The following is a 19,685-nucleotide window of genomic DNA, read 5'->3' as shown; positions in this document are numbered from 1 at the left end:
GTTTGAATGATGGGGTATGTTTCTTCTGAGGGAAGGGTAGCACTTTGTCAAAAAATCATACCTTGGTCATTGATTTGAGGAATAAGATTTTCTATTTCTTTTTTAGTCTGCAAAAATCTATCTGTTTCTAACTCCACGCCGATAGCTTGCCGACCTGATTGAATGGCGGCTTTCACCGTCGAACCGGAACCCATAAAGAAATCTGCTACAGTATGTTTCGGCTTGCTACTGGCGTTAATAATGTGCTCAAGCAAGGCTGCGGGTTTTTCACAAGGATGTTTACCGGGATAGTACAGTACGGGTGGAAAATTCCACACATCGGTATACGGCACATCTTTGGTGACAGAAAAAGGTCGGCGCAAGTTTTCATACTGTCGTTTAAGTTCGTCATAGCTTTTCATCAGTTCACCGTAATCACGCTGAAGTTCGTCGTGCGTGAAACTCAGTGGATGGTGATTTTTGGAGAGAGACGCCGCTGATTTTTTCTCTGCGGCTTTTTGCGAAAAGAATTCTTGCAAACGTTCATACTGTGTTTTGTTCGGTAACTGCCACTGAGAATACGAGAACCAATGCCGATGCATATGGCTTCCCATATACTGTTCAATTTCTTTGCCCGTGATATTGAGCTGATTTTTTGCGGTGATGAAATAGTCAATCAACGAAGCAAACACTTCGCTTTTTAACTCAGCACATTTATAGCCATCCTTATTTTTTGCTGTACCCTCTGCCCCGTACTGCTCTGCAAACAATATTCGCTCGGTGCCTGGAAAATATGAGCGTAGCCATTCTTTTGAGCATCCAGTCCCACGACCATAGGGTTTAGCCCAAATAATGTGATTTAACATCCTCATGTGATTTCTTGGCATAATTTCGGTATCTGCGGCCAATTCTGCGCTACAAAACAGGTAGAGACTGCCGTTTGGCTTTAATATCCGCTGGAATTCAACGAGGTAATCATTTAGCCACGCCAGATATTGCCCGGTTGTTTTCCACTGCCTGTCCCATGCACAGGATTTAACACGGTAGTATGGCGGGTCAGTCAATATCAGGTCGATAGAATCATCAGGAAGTGTTTTAACGTATGGCAAAGCGTCGCCGTTAACCAATATCGGCTGGTTTGAAAAAGTCATCGTTATGACCTTGGATTTTAAATGTGATTGAGCTTGTTGGTGTATTAATGATTTTTTCAGACAGCGACGATTTAACAATATTCATCAATTACAACAACACACTTGCCGCCTTTCACGCCGCCGTTGTGATCCATCTTCTCAACGGTCATCACGCGAACCTGGTTGTCATCGTTCCAAATGTTTGCACCGGTTAACGAATCCAGCACGCCTTTGGAATAATTATCCACATCACGCTTGATCTTGTTGGGTAGATAGAGCTGCATCAATACAGAGAGCTCCCCTTGAAATTTTTGACATCCGGATTTCTGGCGCATCTCGTTGACAATTTTTGCGGTTGTTGCTTTAAATTCTTTGGCTTTATCACTGAGGTAAGTTCGGTTTGAATTCTGCCGCCAATAGGTATTCACGCTGGGCGGGAAAGGCAGTTCGATTATCATGATTAATGCGCTTTCAGTAGGCATGGTCATAGGGGGAGAACAGGGTGATATCGAAGAATCGTGTGTTCATTTCGCCAGACGGGGGGATTTTAAAATGCAAAAAGCCCCCACCGAAGTGGAGGCTCTGTGTTCTGTTTGTAACTACTGTAGTATGGGGCGATTATGTGTCCAAACGTCCGGACAGTCAAGCAGTTTTAATTCAAATTTTATGTGATGTTTAAGAGTACATCGACTTGACCCGCAATGTACGCTTCCGCTCTGCTCAGACAGGCGGTAATGTAATCGGCTCTTTTGTTTATTTTTCGCCCTATCGCCCGACAAGAGGCCTTGCCTCGATAATAGGCGACGACAATCTCATAGCCCAATGAATCAAAGTGCTTGAGCCTGGCGACTGCCCGGTCCACTTTTTCTGCCTCGTTATCGGGCAGCATCGGCCGAATATCACTACTGGCCATGGGTACAGGCCAAGATGACAGGGGATATTCCGTCCCCACCCGCGTGCCTGCCCAGTTGCCCCAGGCGGTCAATCGATATCGAATCTCTTTCATACCGCTGCCTCCTCGACGTACTGCTCAATCACCACCACACATTTGCCGCCTTTGGTATCGCTGTGAGGGTCCTTTTTCTTCACCGTCATCACTCTGACCTGGGCGTCATCGGCCCAAATCCCTGCTTTGGTCAGGGCATCTAATACGCCTTTAGGATAATTATCCACGTCTCTCACCCGTTTGTCCGGCAGATAGAGCGTGAGCAGTACGGAGACGTCCCCAAGGAAGGGGTGATGACCCTGTTTCATGGACGATTGGGCGACTTCGATGGCGGTCAATCGCTGAAACCGTTTCGCCGCCTCGCTTAAGTAAACACGACGGGCGGTGCGCACCCAGTAGTGATTCACACTGGGCGGAAAAGGCAGTTCAATTCTCATCGCCATAAGGGATTGAGCATCGAGAAAGGGGTTTTGGGAAAGCGGTCTCTTTCTGGCAGAGACACCACCGCATCCCACAACCGGACATCCTCGTTCAGATATTTTTTCATTCGATACCCTCGCTGCTGGTAATGATGCGTTAAAAAATCGGCTTCCTCCTGACTGATACCCGTATAGCGGAAAGGGGTGTTGAAGGCAGTGCTCATGCTGCCCCTCGAGATCGATAGCTGTCCCAGGTGAAGGCCAGTGTGCCACCCCCGCCTTCCTGCATCCGGTCCATCACGCGCTCTCCGATACAGTCGGCCATTTCCGCTGGGGCCAGATTGCTGATGAGGACGCTGGGTTTCAACTGCTCGTAACGCGTATTCAGGATTTCAAACAGAATGATTTTTTCAGTGTCACTGCCAAACTGGACCCCCAGTTCGTCGATGACCAGCAGGTCTGGGCGGGCATAGTCCTGAATCACCTGGGTTTCGGTTTTCTCAGCGGTCTTGCTCCAGGTGTTTTTAACGGCTCGAATCATCTGCAGGGCACCTGTCAATAACACCGAGGCCTGATGTGTCTGGATGAGGCTTTTGGCCATCGACACCGCCAGATGATTTTTTCCCGTCCCCGGACGACCACACAGGACCAGTCCCCCACCTTGCGCCCGTCGTGTGGGCCAGTGCTCTGCGTAGCGTTGACAGACGGCAAGACACTGTCTCGCCTGTGCATTCACCGGCTGGTATGACTCAAAACAGGCCTGTTCAAAACGGGGCGGAATGTGGGCGTTTTTCAGCAATGTTTGAATCAGAGCCTGTTTTTTTCTGGCCTGCTCTGCTTGCACCTGGTTTTGCATGTCTGCCATTTTTGTCTCAAGGCACCGCGGGCAGTCGGTTCGGGTTTGAACATGAGGCAAGGCCTTAAAGGTGCGACACCGCTGTTCAAAAGACCCGTGCTCTGGACACTCGGCCTTGGACACCCTGACCTCCGTGCCCGCGATGGTTTCTACAGGCGCATTGAGCGTCTTGAGCCTGTCCTGAATGTATTGCAATCTCTCTCGCATCTTAGGCTCCTTCCAGTGCCCAGGCCGGTAATCTCGTTTCGCCATAGTCTTTTTCCTGAAACGGCACGTTGAAACTCGATTTGGGTCTCCATCGAACGCCGGCAATGGCCTGTCGGTTTTGGTAGTTGAGTTTGGCACTGGCCACCGAAAACCAGCTTTTGGGTGGGTCGTGGGTGAATTCTAAATCCAGTCGGGCCAGCTCTCGGGGCAAATCCAGATGCGGGAACAACGACTCCCAGCGTGTCAAATCCTCAGGGTTGAGTTTGATGACATGCCCCTCAAAGGCGTATTTGCTCCGCAGAGGGATTTCTGTTGACACAGGATTGGGGTTTTTTGAAAACACCCTCTCCTCGTCATTGAAACAAAATTTTGGCGCATTCTGGGTGTTAGGTTTTATGACTGGTTCTTTGACTGGTTCAAAAGACTGACTGATTCTGGTGTCAGCTGTCGCCCCAGGGGGTGGGTCGTCTCCTGACCCAGAGCGAGGTGTCACATCACCCAGGGGGGTTGCCAGTTGACCTGGGGGGAGGTCGCCGGTTGACTCAGGTTTTGTCGATTTGAGAGACGGAATGTGTTCAACGGCCATCGCTTTTTTCAGCGTCAGATAATACAGATTAGAGGCATTCCCCTGATGCGTGCCGGCCCGTGGAATTTTTCTCACCAAACCCAGTCTGATTAATGCCTGGATATGCAATTTGACCGTGCTTTTACTGCATTCACACACTGTGGCAATATGCTGATAAGAAGGCCAGCACGCGCCTTTTTCATCGGCATGGTCGGCCAGTTTCAGTAAAATGAGTTTCCGCAGGGGGTTGCCGACAGAAATATGATTCATCACCTGGGTCATCAAAGTCATGCTCATCGAAAATTCCTTTTGAAGTGAGAGGGAGAAATGTGTGTTTATTGACGCTTTGGGTCATGGTGTAAAGTTCAGAGAATACAGATGAGATTGATGCTCTTCTTGTTCTGAGGTGCGCTATTGAATGCGAACGAATCCCTCTGATACCAACTCTTTCAGATGTTTTTGCGCTGTTCGGTCCGTAGTTTCACAATATTGGGCCAAGCAAGGGATAGACGTACACTCGCCCTTCTCATCCGCATCATGAGCCAGTTTGAGTAGAATCAGTTTTCGAATCGGATGACCGACAAAAATATGATTCATCACTTGGGTCATCAAAGTCATTCTCATCGAAAATTCCTTGTTTTTTCCTGAATTTTGTTTCATAGTTCAGGTCCTTCATGGAATTTATATTCCTGAGACCAAAGCCGGCTATCCTGATATGTAGCCGGCTTTACCTTCCAGCTATCCTGAATGCTGTGTTTTATTGCTGTCACTTTTTCCCCTTCCATACACCCGTAGTGTGGCCTTCACTTGAGAATCCCTGCTCGCCATATGTTGACGATGCGCGGCCATAATCTTTTCTTCCTCTTTTCTATCAATACCGCCGTCGTCCTGAATCGATCCCAGAATCAACTCATCCACAGCACTGCCCTTCACGTTGCTGCGCAATCCCATGTGATACAGCTCCACGTTATCCAGGGTGTCTGGTTCAGGCATCGGCACCACCAGGGTGTCTGAGCGCTCAGCAAAGTACTCTGCCACTAAACTTGATTGGCTTAAGCTCTGTAAGGCCAACAGCTCATCCACGCTAAAAAATCGACATCCTTTGCTTTCATATAACCGATTGTTAAATTTGATGTCGCTCATGCCTAAATAAGCGGCGGCGACAGACCGTCCCCCTTCAATTTTTTTTAACATCTCATGAATCAATTCGCGTTTTTCCATAATGTGCTCTTGGCCTCTATAGTGATGTTTAGTGGAATATTTTGAGAAGATGGACCATGATAAAATCAACTCATCTTTCTGGATGTGGAAAAAGATCGGGTAAATCAGGGCGAATTTCGTAGGCTAAAACTTTTCCTTCTGTTGCCCTGACAAGTAATGGGACGATTTCTGCTGATACTCGTTTTCGACCATGTAGCCAGTCACAGATCGTTGATTGAGCTTTACCGCATTTCTGAGCCAAGATTTTTTGTGTTCCCAATAAAGAAATCGCTTTTTCTAATCCTACATTTTTCATAAATCGGTTCTCCTGTTCTTTGAGAACAATTTTAAACGTTAAATCAGTCAAATGTCAATCGTTTTGACGATTTTGATCTATTATCGATTAAGCGATAGAATTAAATGAATAAATAAAGGGAAATGAATCGAGTGAACTTTTCAGAAAGATTGAAGCTGGCTATGAAAGAAGCGGGTTATACACAAGGCTCTTTGGCTAAAAAAGTCAATATGGCTCAATCTAGTGTATGGCGACTCGTCAGCGGAGGGGGTGAAAGCTCAAAAAAAATATTTCCAATCGCCCAGATTTTGGGTGTAAACCCCGCATGGCTTGCAGAAGGGGTGGGAGAAATGCGGCCTCATTTGAACACAAGTCAGTCCTTTTCATCTTTTGATACTGTTGCAGGCTATTCCCTGAATCAAGAAGTGCAAAAAGAAGTGTATCCGTTAAAAATATATCACCGTATTGACGGAGTGCTTTCCCCCAGCGTCGGGGGTGAAAAGGATTTTGAAGTTATGTTTTGGCTTCCCAAAGTTGTTTTAATGCAAACGAATGCTTCGATTGATGATTCTATCGCCGTGGTTGCTCAAGATAATAGTATGTCTCCTATTATTAATGAAAAATCCATGGTGATATTTGATACGAGCTATAAAGAGATTAAAAATGGGAAAATTTATGCCATTTCTTTTGGTGGTATTAGTATGTTCCGCACATTATTCGTGCTTCCGGAGGAAAAAATACGTTTAAAGAGTCATAATTCTGCTGATTATCCTGAGGTGATTGTTCCTATGAATGAGCTAGTTGTCATAGGAAAAGTGTATTATGTTTCAGGAATCATTGATTAAGTCTCGTTTTCAGCCCGCTGATTCTAGCGGGCTTTCATCTCTTTTTTTAAAGTCCCCTCATCGCATCTGAAATTAACTTAAAAATCAAACGTTTTACAATTGAAAAGAGTTAATTCCATGAATTCAAAGCTTATCTTTAATATCACTCAATCACTCGAACTATAAAAAATAATCTTAAAAACGATTGACTAAAATAATCGTACATTCTATTATTCACGATATCACCCCTGCGAAACAGACAGGGAAAATCTACGGAGTCTCTGTCCGACGATAATGAAGCCGGAATGCTTCGTAGAAAGCTTGACCCCGCAAGGCGAACGCTCTTTAAAAACTCAAAGGTATGCCGAGAAGGTGTACACCCTCACTCAGTGAATTTCGGGATGAAGTGGCGACCATATGGCCAGTATCAAACCACTCCATCACCCAAACTCATTGACAGGAGAATGCGTATGAATGCAAAAAAAAGATGCAAACTCAGACGGACCGTCCGGCGTCGAGAAGAAAGGCAGAGATTGGCAGCACAGTGGAGGGAAGAGCGAAAAAGGGGGCCTGTTTTAAGCGTACCTAAAGTGCTTTTACATCGCCCCACACGCCAATACAGCTTAGATAACCGAATGCTCTACAGGGTGTGGTTGTTTCGGGCGAAAAGTCATTGTTAAAGACTTAACGAAGATACTTCAACATCAGGCCGATAGACACCACTAAAAAGCCTATCATTCCGCCCATTTTGATCGTTAAACTTAAACCCAGTTTCTCTAGTTTGTTATTCATATCTTTACGAATATCAGCAAACTGAGACTCCATATCTTTACGGACATCAGCAAACTGAGCATCCACTTTTTCAAATCGGGTATCGATATCTTTACGGATATCAGCGATCTCAGCAGATAAGTCTTTACGGACATCAGCGATCTCAGCAGATAAGTCTTTACGGACATCAGCGATCTCAGCAGATAAGTCTTTACGGACATCAGCTATTTCTTTTTTGACATCAGCGATATCGCGCTTTACGTCCGCAATATCCGCCTTGGTCGCCACATCCTTTGCTTCATGTGACTGACGTATGACTTGAAAAATGGCTTTGGCCTGTTTTTTGTCCAGACCGGACTCTTCCAGGTCTTCAAGAATTTGAAACGTATCAGAGGCTAAATAATTCATGATTGTGGACTCCTTACTCTGAGTTTGATAAGCAGTCTGGGCCATTCTTTATCCTTTAAACGAGTTTATACCCTTGACTTTATCATAAACCGATTTCAGTGAACAGAATTTTGCTTTTCAGACGCACGCCTTTCATTTCGGATTAACTCACTCAATTGATTGCATTCCCCTTTTATCGGGCGGGCTTCTCTCGCCTTTTATTTACAGGAGCATCCTATGAAAAAACATCAACATCGGCCTGGACAGAAGACAAAGCCCCCTTATCACCCCTTGATTGCCTGGTTTCTTCACTTATTGCATATCCTAAAACAAAAGGGGACACCATGAAATTTTGCATTTTAGGCCCCTTTCTGTTGATTGATTTGGCGGAACAACGGCACTGTTTCCCCAACACCGACTCAGGCTATCGAGAAATGGCGCGGGCTTTTTGTGACAGCAAAAGCATTGACTTCACCTCACCCTCATCCTCTCACAGGAGACCCTCATGGGCACGGTCAGCTTGATTTTAGGAGAATCCGGGACCGGGAAAACAGCCAGTCTGCGACACCTCAATCCCGAAACCTGTTTGTTGATTCAGTCTATTCAAAAACCGCTGCCCTTTCCGGCCAAAGCCTGGAGACCCTGGGAGACCAAAGACCCTCACAGCAGTATTTATGTCAGTGACCTCTGGCAGCCGGTGAAGATGGCCCTGTCACGGGCGTATGACTACGGAAAACGCATCGCCGTCGTCGATGATTTTCAATACATCATGGCCAACGAGTTTATGCGGCGGGGAGAGGAAAAATCGTACGAGAAATTCACCGAAATTGCGCATCATACCTGGGACATCCTTCACCACACGATTCATCACACGCCCCCTGACCTGAGGGTGTATTTTTTGTCTCACAGCGAAGACACCGCCTCCGGCAAAATCAAGATGAAAACCGTGGGGAAATTACTGGATGAAAAAATCACCCTCGAGGGGATGTTCACCACCGTGCTTCGGACCTGTGTCAAAGACGGTCGATACCTCTTGAGTACTCAAAATAACGGCTTTGATACCGTCAAATCCCCCATGGGTCTGTTTGACAGCGCAGAGATTGACAACGATTTGTCCTTCGTCGATGCCGCTTTATGTGATTATTACCAGCTCACCCCTTCCCAACACACCACAGGAGCCATTGCATGACCTTGAATCCCTTTATTTACAATCCACAGCAGGCGTTAGCGGCGGGCCAAAGCGGTTTTATCACCGACTCAGGGTCGTATGTGGTGACGATAACAGACGCCCAGTTCAGTGTTCAGCCCAGCGGGGCCAAATCGATGGAACTGTCGATTGAAACGGAGGAGGGGCGTAAAGCCCAGTACCTTCATTTGTACTATGAAAAAAAAGACGGGACGGCCAACCCGTATGGCCTTCAGCTGATTCACGCCCTGATGGGATGCACGGGGGTGAGACAACTCCATCCTCCCACGCATCCAGGCGGCCCGGTGTCTGAGTTCATCGGCAAAAAAGTGGGCCTAATGTTACAAAAAACCCTGAAAACCAAAGCGGATGGCAAAGAGACCTACCGCCTGGACATTGTGCTGCCCTTTTTCGCCCAGACCCGTCAAACCCTTAAGGAAAAACTCGACGGGCAACCGGCTCGTGATGTCGACCACCGATTGGCGTCTCTCAAAGACAAAGATGAGCGAGTATTCAAAAAAAGGGAGGAGATGAACGTCCATCCGTCGGCTTTTGACGACGCCATTCCTTTTTAACCACGGAGGTAGAGATGATGCAACAAAGAACCCCAGACTGGTTCCAGGCGCGATGTGGCAAAGTCACGGCCAGCCGGTTAGGAGACTTGATGGCCAAAACCAGAGCGGGGGTTGCCGCCTCGCGGGCACGATATCAGGCCGAGCTGATTTGTGAACGTCTGACCGGGCAACGGGAAGAGGGGTTTGTCACGGCGGCCATGAGAAGAGGTACGGAGTTAGAGCCTGAGGCCCGAGACCTGTACCGCCTGTATTCCGGGAACGAAGTGAAAGAAGTGGGACTGATACCCCATCCGGCTATCCCGGATTTTGCCGCCAGTCCGGATGGGCTGGTCCAGGAAGAGGGCCTGCTGGAAATCAAATGCCCCAATGCGTGGACACACTTAGAGCTCCTTAAAACAGGGCAGATTAAACCCGCCTGGCGACTCCAGATGCAGGCGCAAATGCGGTGTACGGGCAGAGCCTGGTGTGATTTTGTCAGCTATGATAATCGCTTCCCGCCTGAGCTCGCCTATTTTCAGACCCGGGTGTCTTTTGATCCCCTGTTGAACGAAGAAATTGAACAGGCCGTGCCCGCATTTCTCAATGAAATAGAGAAAGAAATTCAGTCTATCAAGCGAAAAGCGGCTAAAATGCCATCTCAAGTACGACCTGCAACAGACAGTCTCCCTATGTAACCTCATTTATCCAAAAGGACATATCTGATGAAAAACATCCTGATTCTGCTCATCACCGGTTTGCTGAGCGCTTTCTCGTGGGCGGAAGATATCACCGGACGCGTCGTCAGCGTTCATGATGGCGATACGCTCATTCTGCTCACCCCTGAACAAAAGCAGATTAAAATTCGACTGGCAGAAATAGATACGCCAGAAATCGGTCAGCCCTATGGAAACAAAGCGAAAAAAGCCCTGTCTGATTTAGTTTTCGATCAAACCCTCACCGCCCGTTCAAATAAAAAAGACCGGTATGGCCGAGTTTTGGCTCAACTGTATCTGGGGGAGGTGTGGATTAACGCGGAAATGGTCAAACAGGGGGATGCCTGGGTGTATCGACAATACAGTCGAGACCCGCGTTTGCTGGCCTTTGAAACCCAGGCCCGGGAAGAGAAGAAGGGACTGTGGGCTCTGCCAGAGTCACAACGCGTCCCGCCCTGGGAATGGAGAAAATCCAGACGGACCCAGGGAAAGCCCACCGCTTCGGCTTCTGAACCCGCTCAGTGGACCTGTGGCGCCAAACGCACCTGCTCACAGATGACCTCCTGTGAGGAAGCCCGGTTTTATTTAAAACAATGTGGGCTGAGTGGATTAGACAGAAACCAGGACGGCGTGCCGTGCGAAAAACTCTGTAGTTAACTGCAATATTCAATCAAGAAAAACAATCTGTATTCCAGAACCCTCTGCTCGTGATAACCCATATCACGGGCAAAGCACGTCTTTCTGATTTGTTTTTATCCCCCGCGTTTCACTGAAAAAAACACCTACACCTTATTCAAATTCATCATTTTAATTTTGAGGACTTTGTTATGCCTGAGATACATCAACTGATCTCCCTCGAGACTCATAGCCTGGAGGGAGAAACGGTTCAGACAGTCAATGCCCGTAGTCTTCACGTTTTCCTAAAAAGTGGTAAAGATTTTTCAAGCTGGATTAAAAACCGGATCCAGCAGTACGAATTTATGGAAAACAAGGACTATATAGTTTTCACCCATTCTGGGGAAAACCCCAGTGGAGGACGCCCCGTGAAGGAATATGCGATCAGCATCGAGATGGCAAAAGAGATTTCGATGGTTGAGCGCAACGAAAAAGGGAAAGAGGCGCGACAATACTTTATCCAGTGTGAGAAACGCGCCAAAGCCCTTCCCACGGATCCGATTCAAATACTCAACGACCCTTCAGCCATGCGCGGACTTCTGCTGACCTACACCGAAAAAGTGTTGGCACTTGAAAGTCAACTCAATGAAATGGCCCCCGATGTACAAGCCTTGCAGCGCATCGCCAAATCTGAGGGCGGTATGTGTATCACCAATGCCGCCAAGGAGTTGCAGGTTCGTCCCAAAAACCTGTTTGCTTTTCTCCGTGAACAGGGCTGGATTTACCGCCGTATCGGGGGCAAACATTGGATCGCTTATCAAAACAAAATTCAGTCTGGTTATCTCGAGCATAAAATCTCGATTATCCCGTGCGACGACGGTATCGATAAAATTCGTGAACAAGTACTGGTGACCCCGAAGGGATTAGCAAAACTGTCCCAGAAACTCACTTATCAGGCGGCTTGAATAAAGCACATTGACGATAGGAACGAGCATGCGCTATATTCCATTTGCACCTGCCAATTCAGGTGTCGGGATTAGCGTTCCGCTTAACCAAGAAGGCGCATAGCACGCCAAAAGCGTGCTTTTTTATGCGTCAGTCCGCCAGATTACAACACAATGGTGGGCTGGATGGAGGAGCCGTAAGGCTCGCCGGATTCCTTCTTGCCGGTTACGCTAACTTCGTTCAGTTCACCACCTATTAGGTTAGCGTCTTACGGTGGTGATTATTCTTGAATTAAGAAGGAAATCACTATGAACACATTAATGTTCCGCAATACCGCTCTAAAAACCCTCTCTCACAAAGACCAAATTTGGTTTACGTCTGCCGAGCTTGCTAAAGCCTTACAATACGCCAACCCCAAATCCGTTACTAATTTGTACAACCAAAATATTGACGAATTTTCAGCTGGAATGACCGAGGTCATTGAATCAGTGACCTCGATAAAATCAATACGTTATGGGTTATTACAAAATAAAACCCGTATTTTCTCCCTACGCGGTGCACATCTGATAGCGATGTTTGCCAATACGCCGATAGCGAAAGAATTTCGCAAATGGTGTTTAGATATTCTTGATAAAGAAGTCGGAGTGCCAGCATACCAACCCCAATCCCCAGAAGTGTTTAACGGCAACGACCTCAACAACCTGGCTCGTTTAGTCTGGGAGATGAGTCACGGATTTCGTTTTGACAACTCATGGCGTCATGGTATTTGGTCTGCTCTGCGGCGGGTCACCGGGATTCCCTCTCCGAAACCGTTTTAAACCCGTCACATTCCTCTGATTGCCGAAGAATGCGTTCGGATTTTTCATCTGACGAATCGCTTCAAAGACGTCGTCGCAGACACAGAAAAACAGGTTATCCGTCGTGTCATTCGACAACGGGAAGACGCCGATAACGTCATTTCGGAAATGAACGCTTTACTGGAAGCGGCGGCACATCACACCGAACACACCTTGGCATCGACCCTGGAAAAGTGGCAACAGCGTGAATTAACGCAATTTCTTCACCGAGGCCAGACGACTTAAACCTCGCCTTTTTTTGACTTTTTACTCTCACCTTTTATCGGGCGGGGTCTTTTCGCCCTTCATACGGCCTCATTCATCGGCCGTAGACATTGCCTATTGACTGATAAGGACTGGACTATGTCTCAAACACATCCCCTGATTGCCATCAAAGCGCGCCTCATCAATGGAGAAACGGTTCAAACGGTCAATGCCCGTGACCTTTATCACTTTTTGGAAGTGCGGCTCTCGTTTTCAACCTGGATGAAACAGTACATCAAAAAATATGAATGGGTCGACAATACAGACTATCTCGTTTTTACCCATTCGGGACCTCATGCCGGACGCCCGTTCAAAGACTATGTCCTCACCCTGGAGAAAGCGAAAGAGATGGCGATGCTGACACGTACCGAAAAAGGTCACGAATTACGGGAATATTTGATGAATGTAGATAAAGAGCCGTTTGAGTCCATCCACGACCCTGCCGAATTACGTCACCTTCTGCTGACCTATAACGACAAAGTGCGCGCTCTTGAAAACAGGTTGAACGAAATCCTGTCCTGACCCACACCTTGGTTCTTTTTTGGCAAATTTACCTCGCCCTCAATCTCGCCTCATTCGAATGAATGGGGTTTTTTTATCTCAATTTTAAAGGAAACACCCCATGGAAATCACGCTTAAAGAGTGGAATCAAAAACAGCCTCGCCCCCGTTGCATCGAACAAGTCCGTCGATGGGTCCGCACGGGCATCATCTACCCCGCTCCTCGTCTCGATGGCAGGGAATACCTCGTTCAAGCCAATGCCATCAAAATCAACCCCCTCAGCGTCAAATATCACACTGGACAAACCCTCATGGAAAAAATACATGGCCCGCAAAAGAAAAACGGCTAATCGGGACCTGCCCCCGAATCTCTACGTTCGCAACAACGGCTATTACTGCTACCGAGACCCAAGGACGGGGAAAGAATATGGATTAGGAAAGGAAAAGCGAATGGCCATCAATGAAGCCATTTCCGCCAATCGGCAGATTTGTGACGCCCCTGTGAGCCTGACCGACAGAATCAACGAAGTGAAGGCGCTCTCGATGACAGAATGGATGGAACAATTTACAAAAAAATGACAGCAACGCGGGCTTCGTCCCAACACACTGAAAGATTACCGTGTAAGATTAAAAGCCATCAACAATACTTTTGGTGACAAAGAGATTAAAAAAGTCACCACGAAAGAGATGGCAGAATTTTTGAACAGTTACCCTGAGCAGGGAAAAACCGCCACGGCAAAATTAATGCGCGGCGTACTGATTGACCTTTTCAATGGAGCAATCGCAGAAGGGCATTTAGAAACCAATCCGGCAGTGCCGACAAAGACGCCTCGCGTACAGATACAAAGAACCCGCTTATCTTTAGAGGAATTTTTATTGATAAGGCAGTGCAGCCATCCCCGCTCAACTTGTGTCAAATTAGGCATGAATTTAGCGTTACTGACAGGCCAAAGACTCGGAGATATCCAACAAATGCAGTGGCAAGACATTCATGATGGGAAGTGGTGGCTGCAACAAGAAAAAACAGGGATGAAATTAGCGATACCATTAACGTTAAGTTTGGGAGCGATTCAAGAGACGTTTGAAGGCATTCTCAACGAATGTCGAAAAAAGATAGGAGGAGAAAAATATGTTTTAATTAAAGAGGGGAAAAATAACCCTGAATATGCTCGCTTATCGGTCGGATTTAAAGAATTAAGAAAAAAATCAGATTTAAAATGGGAAGGAAAAACACCGCCTTCATTTCATGAAATCAGAAGTTTATCGGCGAGATTACACAGTGAAGAGAGAGGTAAAGAGTTTGCCCAGAAATTATTGGGCCACAAATCGGCCAATATGACAGACAAATATCGAGACAGCAGAGGCAGTGAATGGGAGACGATTTGAATTTCTTTTTTAATTTTTGGGGATTCAATTGAGTCTCTAAAAAAACAGAGCTGAATAAGACCATTATGAGTGAATTATGATTTATTGTGACTTTTCTATTTTAATGTGTTGATATTTATAGAAAATAAAATATATCACATTCGATCCTGTAATACAAACTTGTTAAAAATAATTCATTTAAAATCAATTATATAACTTATTTTTTGATTAAAAAACAGGCAGCAAAAGACCATAAAATGGGATAAAAGGCGATATTTTCTGTAATTTTTTCCTCATCCCCCCTTTTTCGCACTCCCTTCCAGCATGATGCTGTACCCAGGGCCCACTCAAGATGGGGGCGACTATTTTTATCGTGGACATACATTATTAACACCCCATCTCTCTATAAACGTAACGCTTTTTCCGCCATGGAAGAAAAAAAGGACAGGGACAGGGATATGAAAATGAGATGGCGAGAACTACAACATCACTTCCTCAGCGTCTATTGTGAGCAATTGAAGATAAATCCTTATTTAACAAACGTTTAGAAATTGAACCAAAGAATGTCGACGCCATCATTAGAGAGGCGCTGAATAAATATTTTTATTAAGTTAATCAGATTTTTGATTGAAGAATTTCGCCTTTCTAGATCCTGTTTTTTTCAGATGATCTGAAAATATTCACAAGTAACTTCTTCTTTAAGCTTGAGATTAAATAGAAACTGGTTCAAATTATTTCTTCAAAAAAAGGGCGAATCTTCTCAGTTAAAAGAGCTTCTGGCGCAGGCTAACCGAACAAAGTTCTTCGTCAGGGGGTTATTTCCTAACTGTCTTTTTTAAAGTACTTTAAAAATCCAGTTTTAAACTTAACTTTACCAACAGTACGGTTGTAATTCACAATCAACTGAGCTAATTGAAACTGTATTGCCTCGTTTAAGTTATCACTATCTTCTTGTGAGGGTTTGTTTTTTTCAATTGCAATCGCCATTTTTTGCAAAGCCTGAGAAATATCATCAACAGATTTTTGAATAATGTCTTTACTCTCAGTTAAATATTTAGCCTCAACCTTATCCATGGATTCATCAGCCAACTGAGTCATCTCCAGAACTTCGATATTGGATATTTGTTCATCTCGTTCATATTCGAATAATTTATTCTGCAACTTCTTTGAATCTGATTTTAGAGAAAGTCTCATTTTACACTCCTTCCGTTTATAAGATTTTTAATGTTACTTATGAGGATTACACTATGGAATCTAGTCCGTAATAAAAATTTGTCAATCGCCCGAAAATGAGTGCAAAAAATACCCGTTTTTTTACTTTTCATAGAAAAATAATACCCATTAAGTAAAAGATTAAAATTATTCCAGATCCTGGAAGACAAAATTTAAAAAGCAATTCATTTAAAATCAATTCAATTAGATGAATAATTTTTAGGTTAAAAAATAGACAACAAAAAACCATAAAACTCCACAAAACACGATATTTAAAGTGTGATTTAACAATACCTTAAATTTTATTATGACCTGTGATTTTGCTCAAAATCAGCACATTCAGTGCTTTTTTCAATCTTTTATTTTCCAGTCACTTTCCTTTCTTAAACGCCCTTCCAGCCGGACGCCGTCATCATATAAGCAGTGAGGGCACGGCGGTCATTAAAAATGATATTTGACCCCGATGGTACCTCAGGTGTCTGCGTACTCTTTTTTCCCGATTTGATGAACCACATGGCCCCATACATGTAAATGTTCTGGTCAAATAATTTCGGAGAAAACTCAAGAAGTTTTACACCCCTGAAAGTTTAAATGCTTTCATCAATGGTGTTTGGTGATCATTCACACTGTGCGGCCTGACTCGATTGTCATCATGAGTGAGGCAAGGCAGTAGTACATCAGTTTGTGCTTGTTGAACAGTGTTGTAGCCCTACTTTGGGCGCCATTCTGACTTTAAACGGCCAAAAAACGCGCCATGGGGGGATGATCCCAACAGTTTCCCCGGCTGTTTTATCTGATACTGCCACAGATGTGGTCGATACGATAAGCGACTATAATGACTCCCCTGGTCTGAATGAAAGAGGACATTTTTCGGTCTTCCCCGTGATTCGCAAGCTAACATGAGTGCCTGTTGAGTCAGTTGACTGTCGGGAGAAGTGGAAAAAGCCCCCCCCCCAGGATTTTTCTTGCATATAAGTCGAGTACAACCGCGAGATAAAGCCAGCAAGTACCGGACCAAATGTCAGTAACATCGCCACACCCCACCTGATTGGGAGCCTTGACGGTAAACTCACGATTCAAGTGTTCAGGAGCATAAACGGCTTTTTTACCACTGCGTTGATAACGAGGCTGGCGTGGCTTGCTTTCAATGCCTGCCTCACGCATCAATTGGGCTGTTTTGTAGCGCCCTGCGGGCGCTCCTTCCTGCTTCAGCGCGGCCGATAACGTGCGGGACCCTACCGCGCCCCGGCTATTTCTGTGTCATTCCATCAGCCGTATTTTCAGGCGTTCACGTTCAGGGGTGCCTTTTTTCTGCCGATGACATTGATAATAGTCAGTACTTCGATTGAGGCCAAAGACATCACATCATTCTGTTTTAGGGTAATCCTCACTTCAGTCATTAATCAGGCTTATCGATTGTAAAAGTCTGACATTAAGAGAGCTGAAGCCTTTTTGAGGATATCTTTCTCCCGTTCAACCTTGCGGAGTCTGGCTTCCAGCTCTTGAATCCGTTGTTGGTCTGCTGTCATTGTTTTACCCTGGGAAATAGTTTGTCCACTTTTTTCGCTCATTGCCCGCTTCACCCCATCACGGAGGGCGATGATACTCACACCCATGGCTTCACTGCCTTGACGAAACGGGTAATTTTGTTCGATAACCAGATGGGCTACTTCGCGTTTCAATTCTGCTTTAAATGTTGGCTGAGACATTTTCTTGTACTTCCTTTGTTCAGTAACGCTTTCGGGATTAATTTACTGGCTGAATTCATTAAGACAGAACACACCGTCAATTTGACGTTCAACGGAATAAACAACAGCTTGTGTGAAAAAACGGGAAGAATTTTCTCCCTGTGTGGGGAGCATTTGATAGCGATGTTTGCCAACACGCCTGTCGCCAAAGAATTTCGAAAATGGTGTTTAGATATTCTCGATAAAGAAGTCGGAGTGCCAGAACACCAACCTCAATCCCCGGAAGTATTCAACGGCAACGACCTCAATAACCTGGCTTGATTCGTTTTGGAGATGAGTCACGGATTTCATGTTGACCACTCATGGCGTCACGGCATTTGGTTTGCTCTGCAATGAACGCTTTATTGGAAGCGGCGGCACATCAAACCGACAATACCTTGGCATCGACCTTATTCATGCATAAAAAACCTTAATGGAGAAAATACAGGGCCCGAACAGGAAAAACGGCCGGGACCTCTCTCCTCATCTGCATGTTCGTCATCAGGGCTACTACTGCTACCGAGACCCAAGGACGGGGAAAGAATATGGATTAGGAAAGGAAAAGCGAATGGCCATCAATGAAGCCATTTCCGCCAATCGGCAGATTTGTGACGCCCCTGTGAGCCTGACCGACAGAATCAACGAAGTGAAGGCGCTCTCGATGACAGAATGGATGGAACAATTTACAAAAAAATGACAGCAACGCTCAGCTTGTATCAAATCAGGAATGAATTTAGCCTTACTTACAGGTCAAAGACTCGGAGATATCGAACGAATGCAGTGGCAAGATATTCATGATGGGAAGTGGCGGCTGCACTCTCTTATCAATAAAAATTCCTCTAAAGATAAGCGGGCTCTTTGTATCTGTACGCGAGGATTCTTTGTCGGCACTGCCGGATTATTGTCTAAATGTCCCTCTGCTATTGCTCCATTGAAAAGGTCAATCAGTACGCCGCGCATTAATTTTGCCGTGGCGGTTTTTCCCTGCTCAGGGTAACTGTTCAAAAATTCTGCCATCTCTTTCGTGGTGACTTTTTTAATCTCTTTGTCACCAAAAGTATTGTTGATGGCTTTTAATCTTACACGGTAATCTTTCAGTGTGTTGGGACGAAGCCCGCGTTGCTGTCATTTTTTTGTAAATTGTTCCATCCATTCTGTCATCGAGAGCGCCTTCACTTCGTTGATTCTGTCGGTCAGGCTCACAGGGGCGTCACAAATCTGCCGATTGGCGGAAATGGCTTCATTGATGGCCATTCGCTTTTCCTTTCCTAATCCATATTCTTTCCCCGTCCTTGGGTCTCGGTAGCAGTAATAGCCGTTGTTGCGAACGTAGAGATTCGGGGGCAGGTCCCGATTAGCCGTTTTTCTTTTGCGGGCCATGTATTTTTTCCATGAGGGTTTTTTATGCATGAATAAGGTCGATGCCAAGGTGTGTTCGGTGTGATGTGCCGCCGCTTCCAGTAAAGCGTTCATTTCCGAAATGACGTTATCGGCGTCTTCCCGTTGTCGAATAACACGACGGATGACCTGTTTTTCTGTGTCTGCGACGACGTCTTTGAAGCGATTCGTCAGATGAAAAATCCGAACGCATTCTTCGGCAATCAGAGGAATGTGACGGGTTTGAAACGGTTTCGGAGAGGGAATCCCGGTGACCTGCCGCAGAGCAGACCAAATACCATGACGCCATGAGTTGTCAAAACGAAATCCGTGACTCATCTCCCAGACCAGGCGAGCGAGGTTATTGAGGTCGTTGCCGTTGAACACTTCTGGGGATTGGGGTTGGTATTTTTCAGGAATATATTGTCCTGTTTTACGAATTTGAGGGAGAACTTCATGAGTCACCCATTTTCTAAAACGATGAGGTAAGGTTCCTTTTTTTACAGCATCTCGACAACGGAGCACGAGGGTGTAGAGGCCAGATTCGGAAATGATGTTGGCTTGCCCTTGACGCCCTATGTTAAACATAGACCGTTCATCATCATCAAGCCTTTCAATTGCTTGAGTCACGTTTTGAATTTGTAGTGTACAACAAACATCTTGAGCAATGAACCAAGGTTCATTATTAATTCTAACAACACGAATTACGAAAGATTCAAAACAGAAAGGCGTGAGTAATTGATTGGTCATAAGACCTCCGATGGTTACTTAATATTAATCACCACCTTTGAGGCTAATCTTGGGTGATGAAC

The 19,685-nt window shown here is 45.6% G+C and carries 30 protein-coding genes and 3 pseudogenes; 16 read left to right on the top strand and 17 right to left on the bottom strand.

Features of this window, described 5'->3' with window-relative positions:
- Positions 1 to 47: 47 nt before the first annotated feature.
- The 10 genes from AACL23_RS07320 to AACL23_RS07275 form a co-directional block, all read right to left on the bottom strand.
- Positions 48 to 1,130 (bottom strand): DNA-methyltransferase, encoded by a 1,083-nt coding sequence (locus AACL23_RS07320; RefSeq protein ID WP_171967760.1) that lies wholly within the window; start codon positions 1,128 to 1,130, stop codon positions 48 to 50.
- A gap of 71 nt (positions 1,131 to 1,201) precedes the next feature.
- On the bottom strand, positions 1,202 to 1,567 hold the full coding sequence (locus AACL23_RS07315; RefSeq protein ID WP_339050946.1) for a RusA family crossover junction endodeoxyribonuclease: 366 nt from the start codon (positions 1,565 to 1,567) through the stop codon (positions 1,202 to 1,204).
- A 206-nt stretch (positions 1,568 to 1,773) separates the two neighbouring features.
- Positions 1,774 to 2,115 (bottom strand): antiterminator Q family protein, encoded by a 342-nt coding sequence (locus tag AACL23_RS07310; RefSeq protein WP_100096050.1) that lies wholly within the window; start codon positions 2,113 to 2,115, stop codon positions 1,774 to 1,776.
- Positions 2,112 to 2,492 (bottom strand): RusA family crossover junction endodeoxyribonuclease, encoded by a 381-nt coding sequence (locus AACL23_RS07305; protein WP_100096049.1) that lies wholly within the window; start codon positions 2,490 to 2,492, stop codon positions 2,112 to 2,114. The genes AACL23_RS07310 and AACL23_RS07305 overlap by 4 nt, the downstream gene beginning before the upstream one ends.
- A complete protein-coding gene (locus AACL23_RS07300) occupies positions 2,489 to 2,698 on the bottom strand; it encodes a hypothetical protein (protein ID WP_339050943.1) in 210 nt (69 codons plus the stop codon). Before AACL23_RS07300 ends, AACL23_RS07305 begins: the two co-directional genes overlap by 4 nt.
- Positions 2,695 to 3,537 carry an ATP-binding protein gene (locus AACL23_RS07295; RefSeq protein ID WP_339050941.1) on the bottom strand — a complete coding sequence of 281 codons (843 nt, stop codon included), beginning with the start codon at positions 3,535 to 3,537 and terminating at the stop codon, positions 2,695 to 2,697. The genes AACL23_RS07300 and AACL23_RS07295 overlap by 4 nt, the downstream gene beginning before the upstream one ends.
- A gap of 1 nt (position 3,538) precedes the next feature.
- Positions 3,539 to 4,399 carry a helix-turn-helix domain-containing protein gene (locus AACL23_RS07290; RefSeq protein ID WP_100096044.1) on the bottom strand — a complete coding sequence of 287 codons (861 nt, stop codon included), beginning with the start codon at positions 4,397 to 4,399 and terminating at the stop codon, positions 3,539 to 3,541.
- A 114-nt stretch (positions 4,400 to 4,513) separates the two neighbouring features.
- Positions 4,514 to 4,762 (bottom strand): helix-turn-helix domain-containing protein, encoded by a 249-nt coding sequence (locus tag AACL23_RS07285; protein ID WP_216657348.1) that lies wholly within the window; start codon positions 4,760 to 4,762, stop codon positions 4,514 to 4,516.
- A gap of 78 nt (positions 4,763 to 4,840) precedes the next feature.
- The gene (locus AACL23_RS07280; protein ID WP_339050934.1) at positions 4,841 to 5,323 is read right to left on the bottom strand and encodes a YmfL family putative regulatory protein; all 483 of its coding nucleotides are present in this window, start codon (positions 5,321 to 5,323) and stop codon (positions 4,841 to 4,843) included.
- Between the two features lie 70 nt (positions 5,324 to 5,393).
- Positions 5,394 to 5,618: a helix-turn-helix domain-containing protein gene (locus AACL23_RS07275; RefSeq protein WP_015873496.1), complete on the bottom strand. Its 225-nt coding sequence runs from the start codon at positions 5,616 to 5,618 to the stop codon at positions 5,394 to 5,396.
- Positions 5,619 to 5,740: 122 nt separating this feature from the next.
- On the opposite strand from AACL23_RS07275, the gene AACL23_RS07270 reads away from it, so the two are divergent.
- The gene (locus AACL23_RS07270; RefSeq protein ID WP_015873497.1) at positions 5,741 to 6,442 is read left to right on the top strand and encodes an XRE family transcriptional regulator; all 702 of its coding nucleotides are present in this window, start codon (positions 5,741 to 5,743) and stop codon (positions 6,440 to 6,442) included.
- Positions 6,443 to 6,822: 380 nt separating this feature from the next.
- A complete protein-coding gene (locus AACL23_RS07265; RefSeq protein ID WP_339050930.1) occupies positions 6,823 to 7,101 on the top strand; it encodes a hypothetical protein in 279 nt (92 codons plus the stop codon).
- Between the two features lie 4 nt (positions 7,102 to 7,105).
- Here AACL23_RS07265 and AACL23_RS07260 read toward each other — a convergent pair whose 3' ends face one another.
- Positions 7,106 to 7,645: a DUF1640 domain-containing protein gene (locus AACL23_RS07260; protein ID WP_422389629.1), complete on the bottom strand. Its 540-nt coding sequence runs from the start codon at positions 7,643 to 7,645 to the stop codon at positions 7,106 to 7,108.
- 169 nt (positions 7,646 to 7,814) lie between these two features.
- Positions 7,815 to 7,937 (bottom strand): hypothetical protein, encoded by a 123-nt coding sequence (locus AACL23_RS07255; protein ID WP_339050928.1) that lies wholly within the window; start codon positions 7,935 to 7,937, stop codon positions 7,815 to 7,817.
- Between the two features lie 147 nt (positions 7,938 to 8,084).
- On the opposite strand from AACL23_RS07255, the gene AACL23_RS07250 reads away from it, so the two are divergent.
- The 11 genes and pseudogenes from AACL23_RS07250 (at position 8,085) to AACL23_RS07200 (ending at position 14,578) form a co-directional block, all read left to right on the top strand.
- Complete coding sequence (locus AACL23_RS07250; protein ID WP_339050926.1) at positions 8,085 to 8,768, top strand: ATP-binding protein; 684 nt, start codon at positions 8,085 to 8,087, stop codon at positions 8,766 to 8,768.
- Entirely contained in the window at positions 8,765 to 9,340 is a 576-nt protein-coding gene (locus AACL23_RS07245) for a DUF669 domain-containing protein (RefSeq protein WP_339050924.1), read from the top strand. Before AACL23_RS07250 ends, AACL23_RS07245 begins: the two co-directional genes overlap by 4 nt.
- Before the next feature lie 17 nt (positions 9,341 to 9,357).
- Positions 9,358 to 10,014 carry a lambda exonuclease family protein gene (locus tag AACL23_RS07240; protein WP_422389648.1) on the top strand — a complete coding sequence of 219 codons (657 nt, stop codon included), beginning with the start codon at positions 9,358 to 9,360 and terminating at the stop codon, positions 10,012 to 10,014.
- 27 nt (positions 10,015 to 10,041) lie between these two features.
- On the top strand, positions 10,042 to 10,689 hold the full coding sequence (locus tag AACL23_RS07235) for a thermonuclease family protein (RefSeq protein ID WP_339050920.1): 648 nt from the start codon (positions 10,042 to 10,044) through the stop codon (positions 10,687 to 10,689).
- Between the two features lie 170 nt (positions 10,690 to 10,859).
- The gene (locus AACL23_RS07230) at positions 10,860 to 11,612 is read left to right on the top strand and encodes a phage antirepressor KilAC domain-containing protein (protein WP_339050918.1); all 753 of its coding nucleotides are present in this window, start codon (positions 10,860 to 10,862) and stop codon (positions 11,610 to 11,612) included.
- Positions 11,613 to 11,900: 288 nt separating this feature from the next.
- On the top strand, positions 11,901 to 12,410 hold the full coding sequence (locus AACL23_RS07225) for a BRO-N domain-containing protein (protein ID WP_339050917.1): 510 nt from the start codon (positions 11,901 to 11,903) through the stop codon (positions 12,408 to 12,410).
- 381 nt (positions 12,411 to 12,791) lie between these two features.
- Positions 12,792 to 13,214, top strand: coding sequence for an antA/AntB antirepressor family protein (locus tag AACL23_RS07220; RefSeq protein WP_339050915.1), 423 nt, complete (start codon positions 12,792 to 12,794; stop codon positions 13,212 to 13,214).
- 100 nt (positions 13,215 to 13,314) lie between these two features.
- Positions 13,315 to 13,542 (top strand): excisionase, encoded by a 228-nt coding sequence (locus AACL23_RS07215; protein WP_339050913.1) that lies wholly within the window; start codon positions 13,315 to 13,317, stop codon positions 13,540 to 13,542.
- Positions 13,517 to 13,771, top strand: coding sequence for a phage integrase Arm DNA-binding domain-containing protein (locus AACL23_RS07210; RefSeq protein ID WP_339050911.1), 255 nt, complete (start codon positions 13,517 to 13,519; stop codon positions 13,769 to 13,771). The genes AACL23_RS07215 and AACL23_RS07210 overlap by 26 nt, the downstream gene beginning before the upstream one ends.
- A 15-nt stretch (positions 13,772 to 13,786) precedes the next feature.
- Positions 13,787 to 13,999, top strand: a pseudogene (locus tag AACL23_RS07205) (phage integrase central domain-containing protein); the annotation flags it as partial.
- 6 nt (positions 14,000 to 14,005) lie between these two features.
- Positions 14,006 to 14,578 carry a tyrosine-type recombinase/integrase gene (locus tag AACL23_RS07200; protein ID WP_268904242.1) on the top strand — a complete coding sequence of 191 codons (573 nt, stop codon included), beginning with the start codon at positions 14,006 to 14,008 and terminating at the stop codon, positions 14,576 to 14,578.
- An 801-nt stretch (positions 14,579 to 15,379) separates the two neighbouring features.
- Here AACL23_RS07200 and AACL23_RS07195 read toward each other — a convergent pair.
- Complete coding sequence (locus AACL23_RS07195) at positions 15,380 to 15,751, bottom strand: hypothetical protein (RefSeq protein WP_100097020.1); 372 nt, start codon at positions 15,749 to 15,751, stop codon at positions 15,380 to 15,382.
- 702 nt (positions 15,752 to 16,453) lie between these two features.
- Between AACL23_RS07195 and AACL23_RS07190 the strand changes: the two genes are divergently transcribed.
- On the top strand, positions 16,454 to 16,672 hold the full coding sequence (locus AACL23_RS07190; RefSeq protein WP_339050909.1) for a hypothetical protein: 219 nt from the start codon (positions 16,454 to 16,456) through the stop codon (positions 16,670 to 16,672).
- Between the two features lie 12 nt (positions 16,673 to 16,684).
- On the opposite strand, the pseudogene AACL23_RS07185 reads toward AACL23_RS07190, so the two are convergent.
- A pseudogene (locus AACL23_RS07185) lies at positions 16,685 to 17,017 on the bottom strand (IS3 family transposase); the annotation flags it as partial.
- Between the two features lie 161 nt (positions 17,018 to 17,178).
- On the bottom strand, positions 17,179 to 17,478 hold the full coding sequence (locus AACL23_RS07180) for a hypothetical protein (RefSeq protein ID WP_339050709.1): 300 nt from the start codon (positions 17,476 to 17,478) through the stop codon (positions 17,179 to 17,181).
- Positions 17,479 to 17,493: 15 nt separating this feature from the next.
- Here AACL23_RS07180 and AACL23_RS07175 point away from each other — a divergent pair, with 15 nt between their 5' ends.
- Positions 17,494 to 17,778, top strand: coding sequence for a hypothetical protein (locus AACL23_RS07175; RefSeq protein WP_100097018.1), 285 nt, complete (start codon positions 17,494 to 17,496; stop codon positions 17,776 to 17,778).
- 151 nt (positions 17,779 to 17,929) lie between these two features.
- On the top strand, positions 17,930 to 18,193 hold the full coding sequence (locus tag AACL23_RS07170; RefSeq protein WP_339050696.1) for a phage integrase Arm DNA-binding domain-containing protein: 264 nt from the start codon (positions 17,930 to 17,932) through the stop codon (positions 18,191 to 18,193).
- A 95-nt stretch (positions 18,194 to 18,288) separates the two neighbouring features.
- On the opposite strand, the pseudogene AACL23_RS07165 reads toward AACL23_RS07170, so the two are convergent.
- A pseudogene (locus AACL23_RS07165) lies at positions 18,289 to 18,606 on the bottom strand (phage integrase central domain-containing protein); the annotation flags it as partial.
- A 15-nt stretch (positions 18,607 to 18,621) separates the two neighbouring features.
- Positions 18,622 to 19,623, bottom strand: a complete 1,002-nt coding sequence (locus AACL23_RS07160; RefSeq protein ID WP_339050907.1) for a phage integrase Arm DNA-binding domain-containing protein — start codon at positions 19,621 to 19,623, stop codon at positions 18,622 to 18,624.
- Between the last annotated feature and the right edge of the window lie 62 nt (positions 19,624 to 19,685).

The organism is Candidatus Williamhamiltonella endosymbiont of Tuberolachnus salignus, assembly GCF_964019775.1.
Taxonomy (GTDB): domain Bacteria; phylum Pseudomonadota; class Gammaproteobacteria; order Enterobacterales; family Enterobacteriaceae; genus Hamiltonella; species Hamiltonella defendens.
This window is presented reverse-complemented; position numbering and strand designations above follow the sequence as displayed.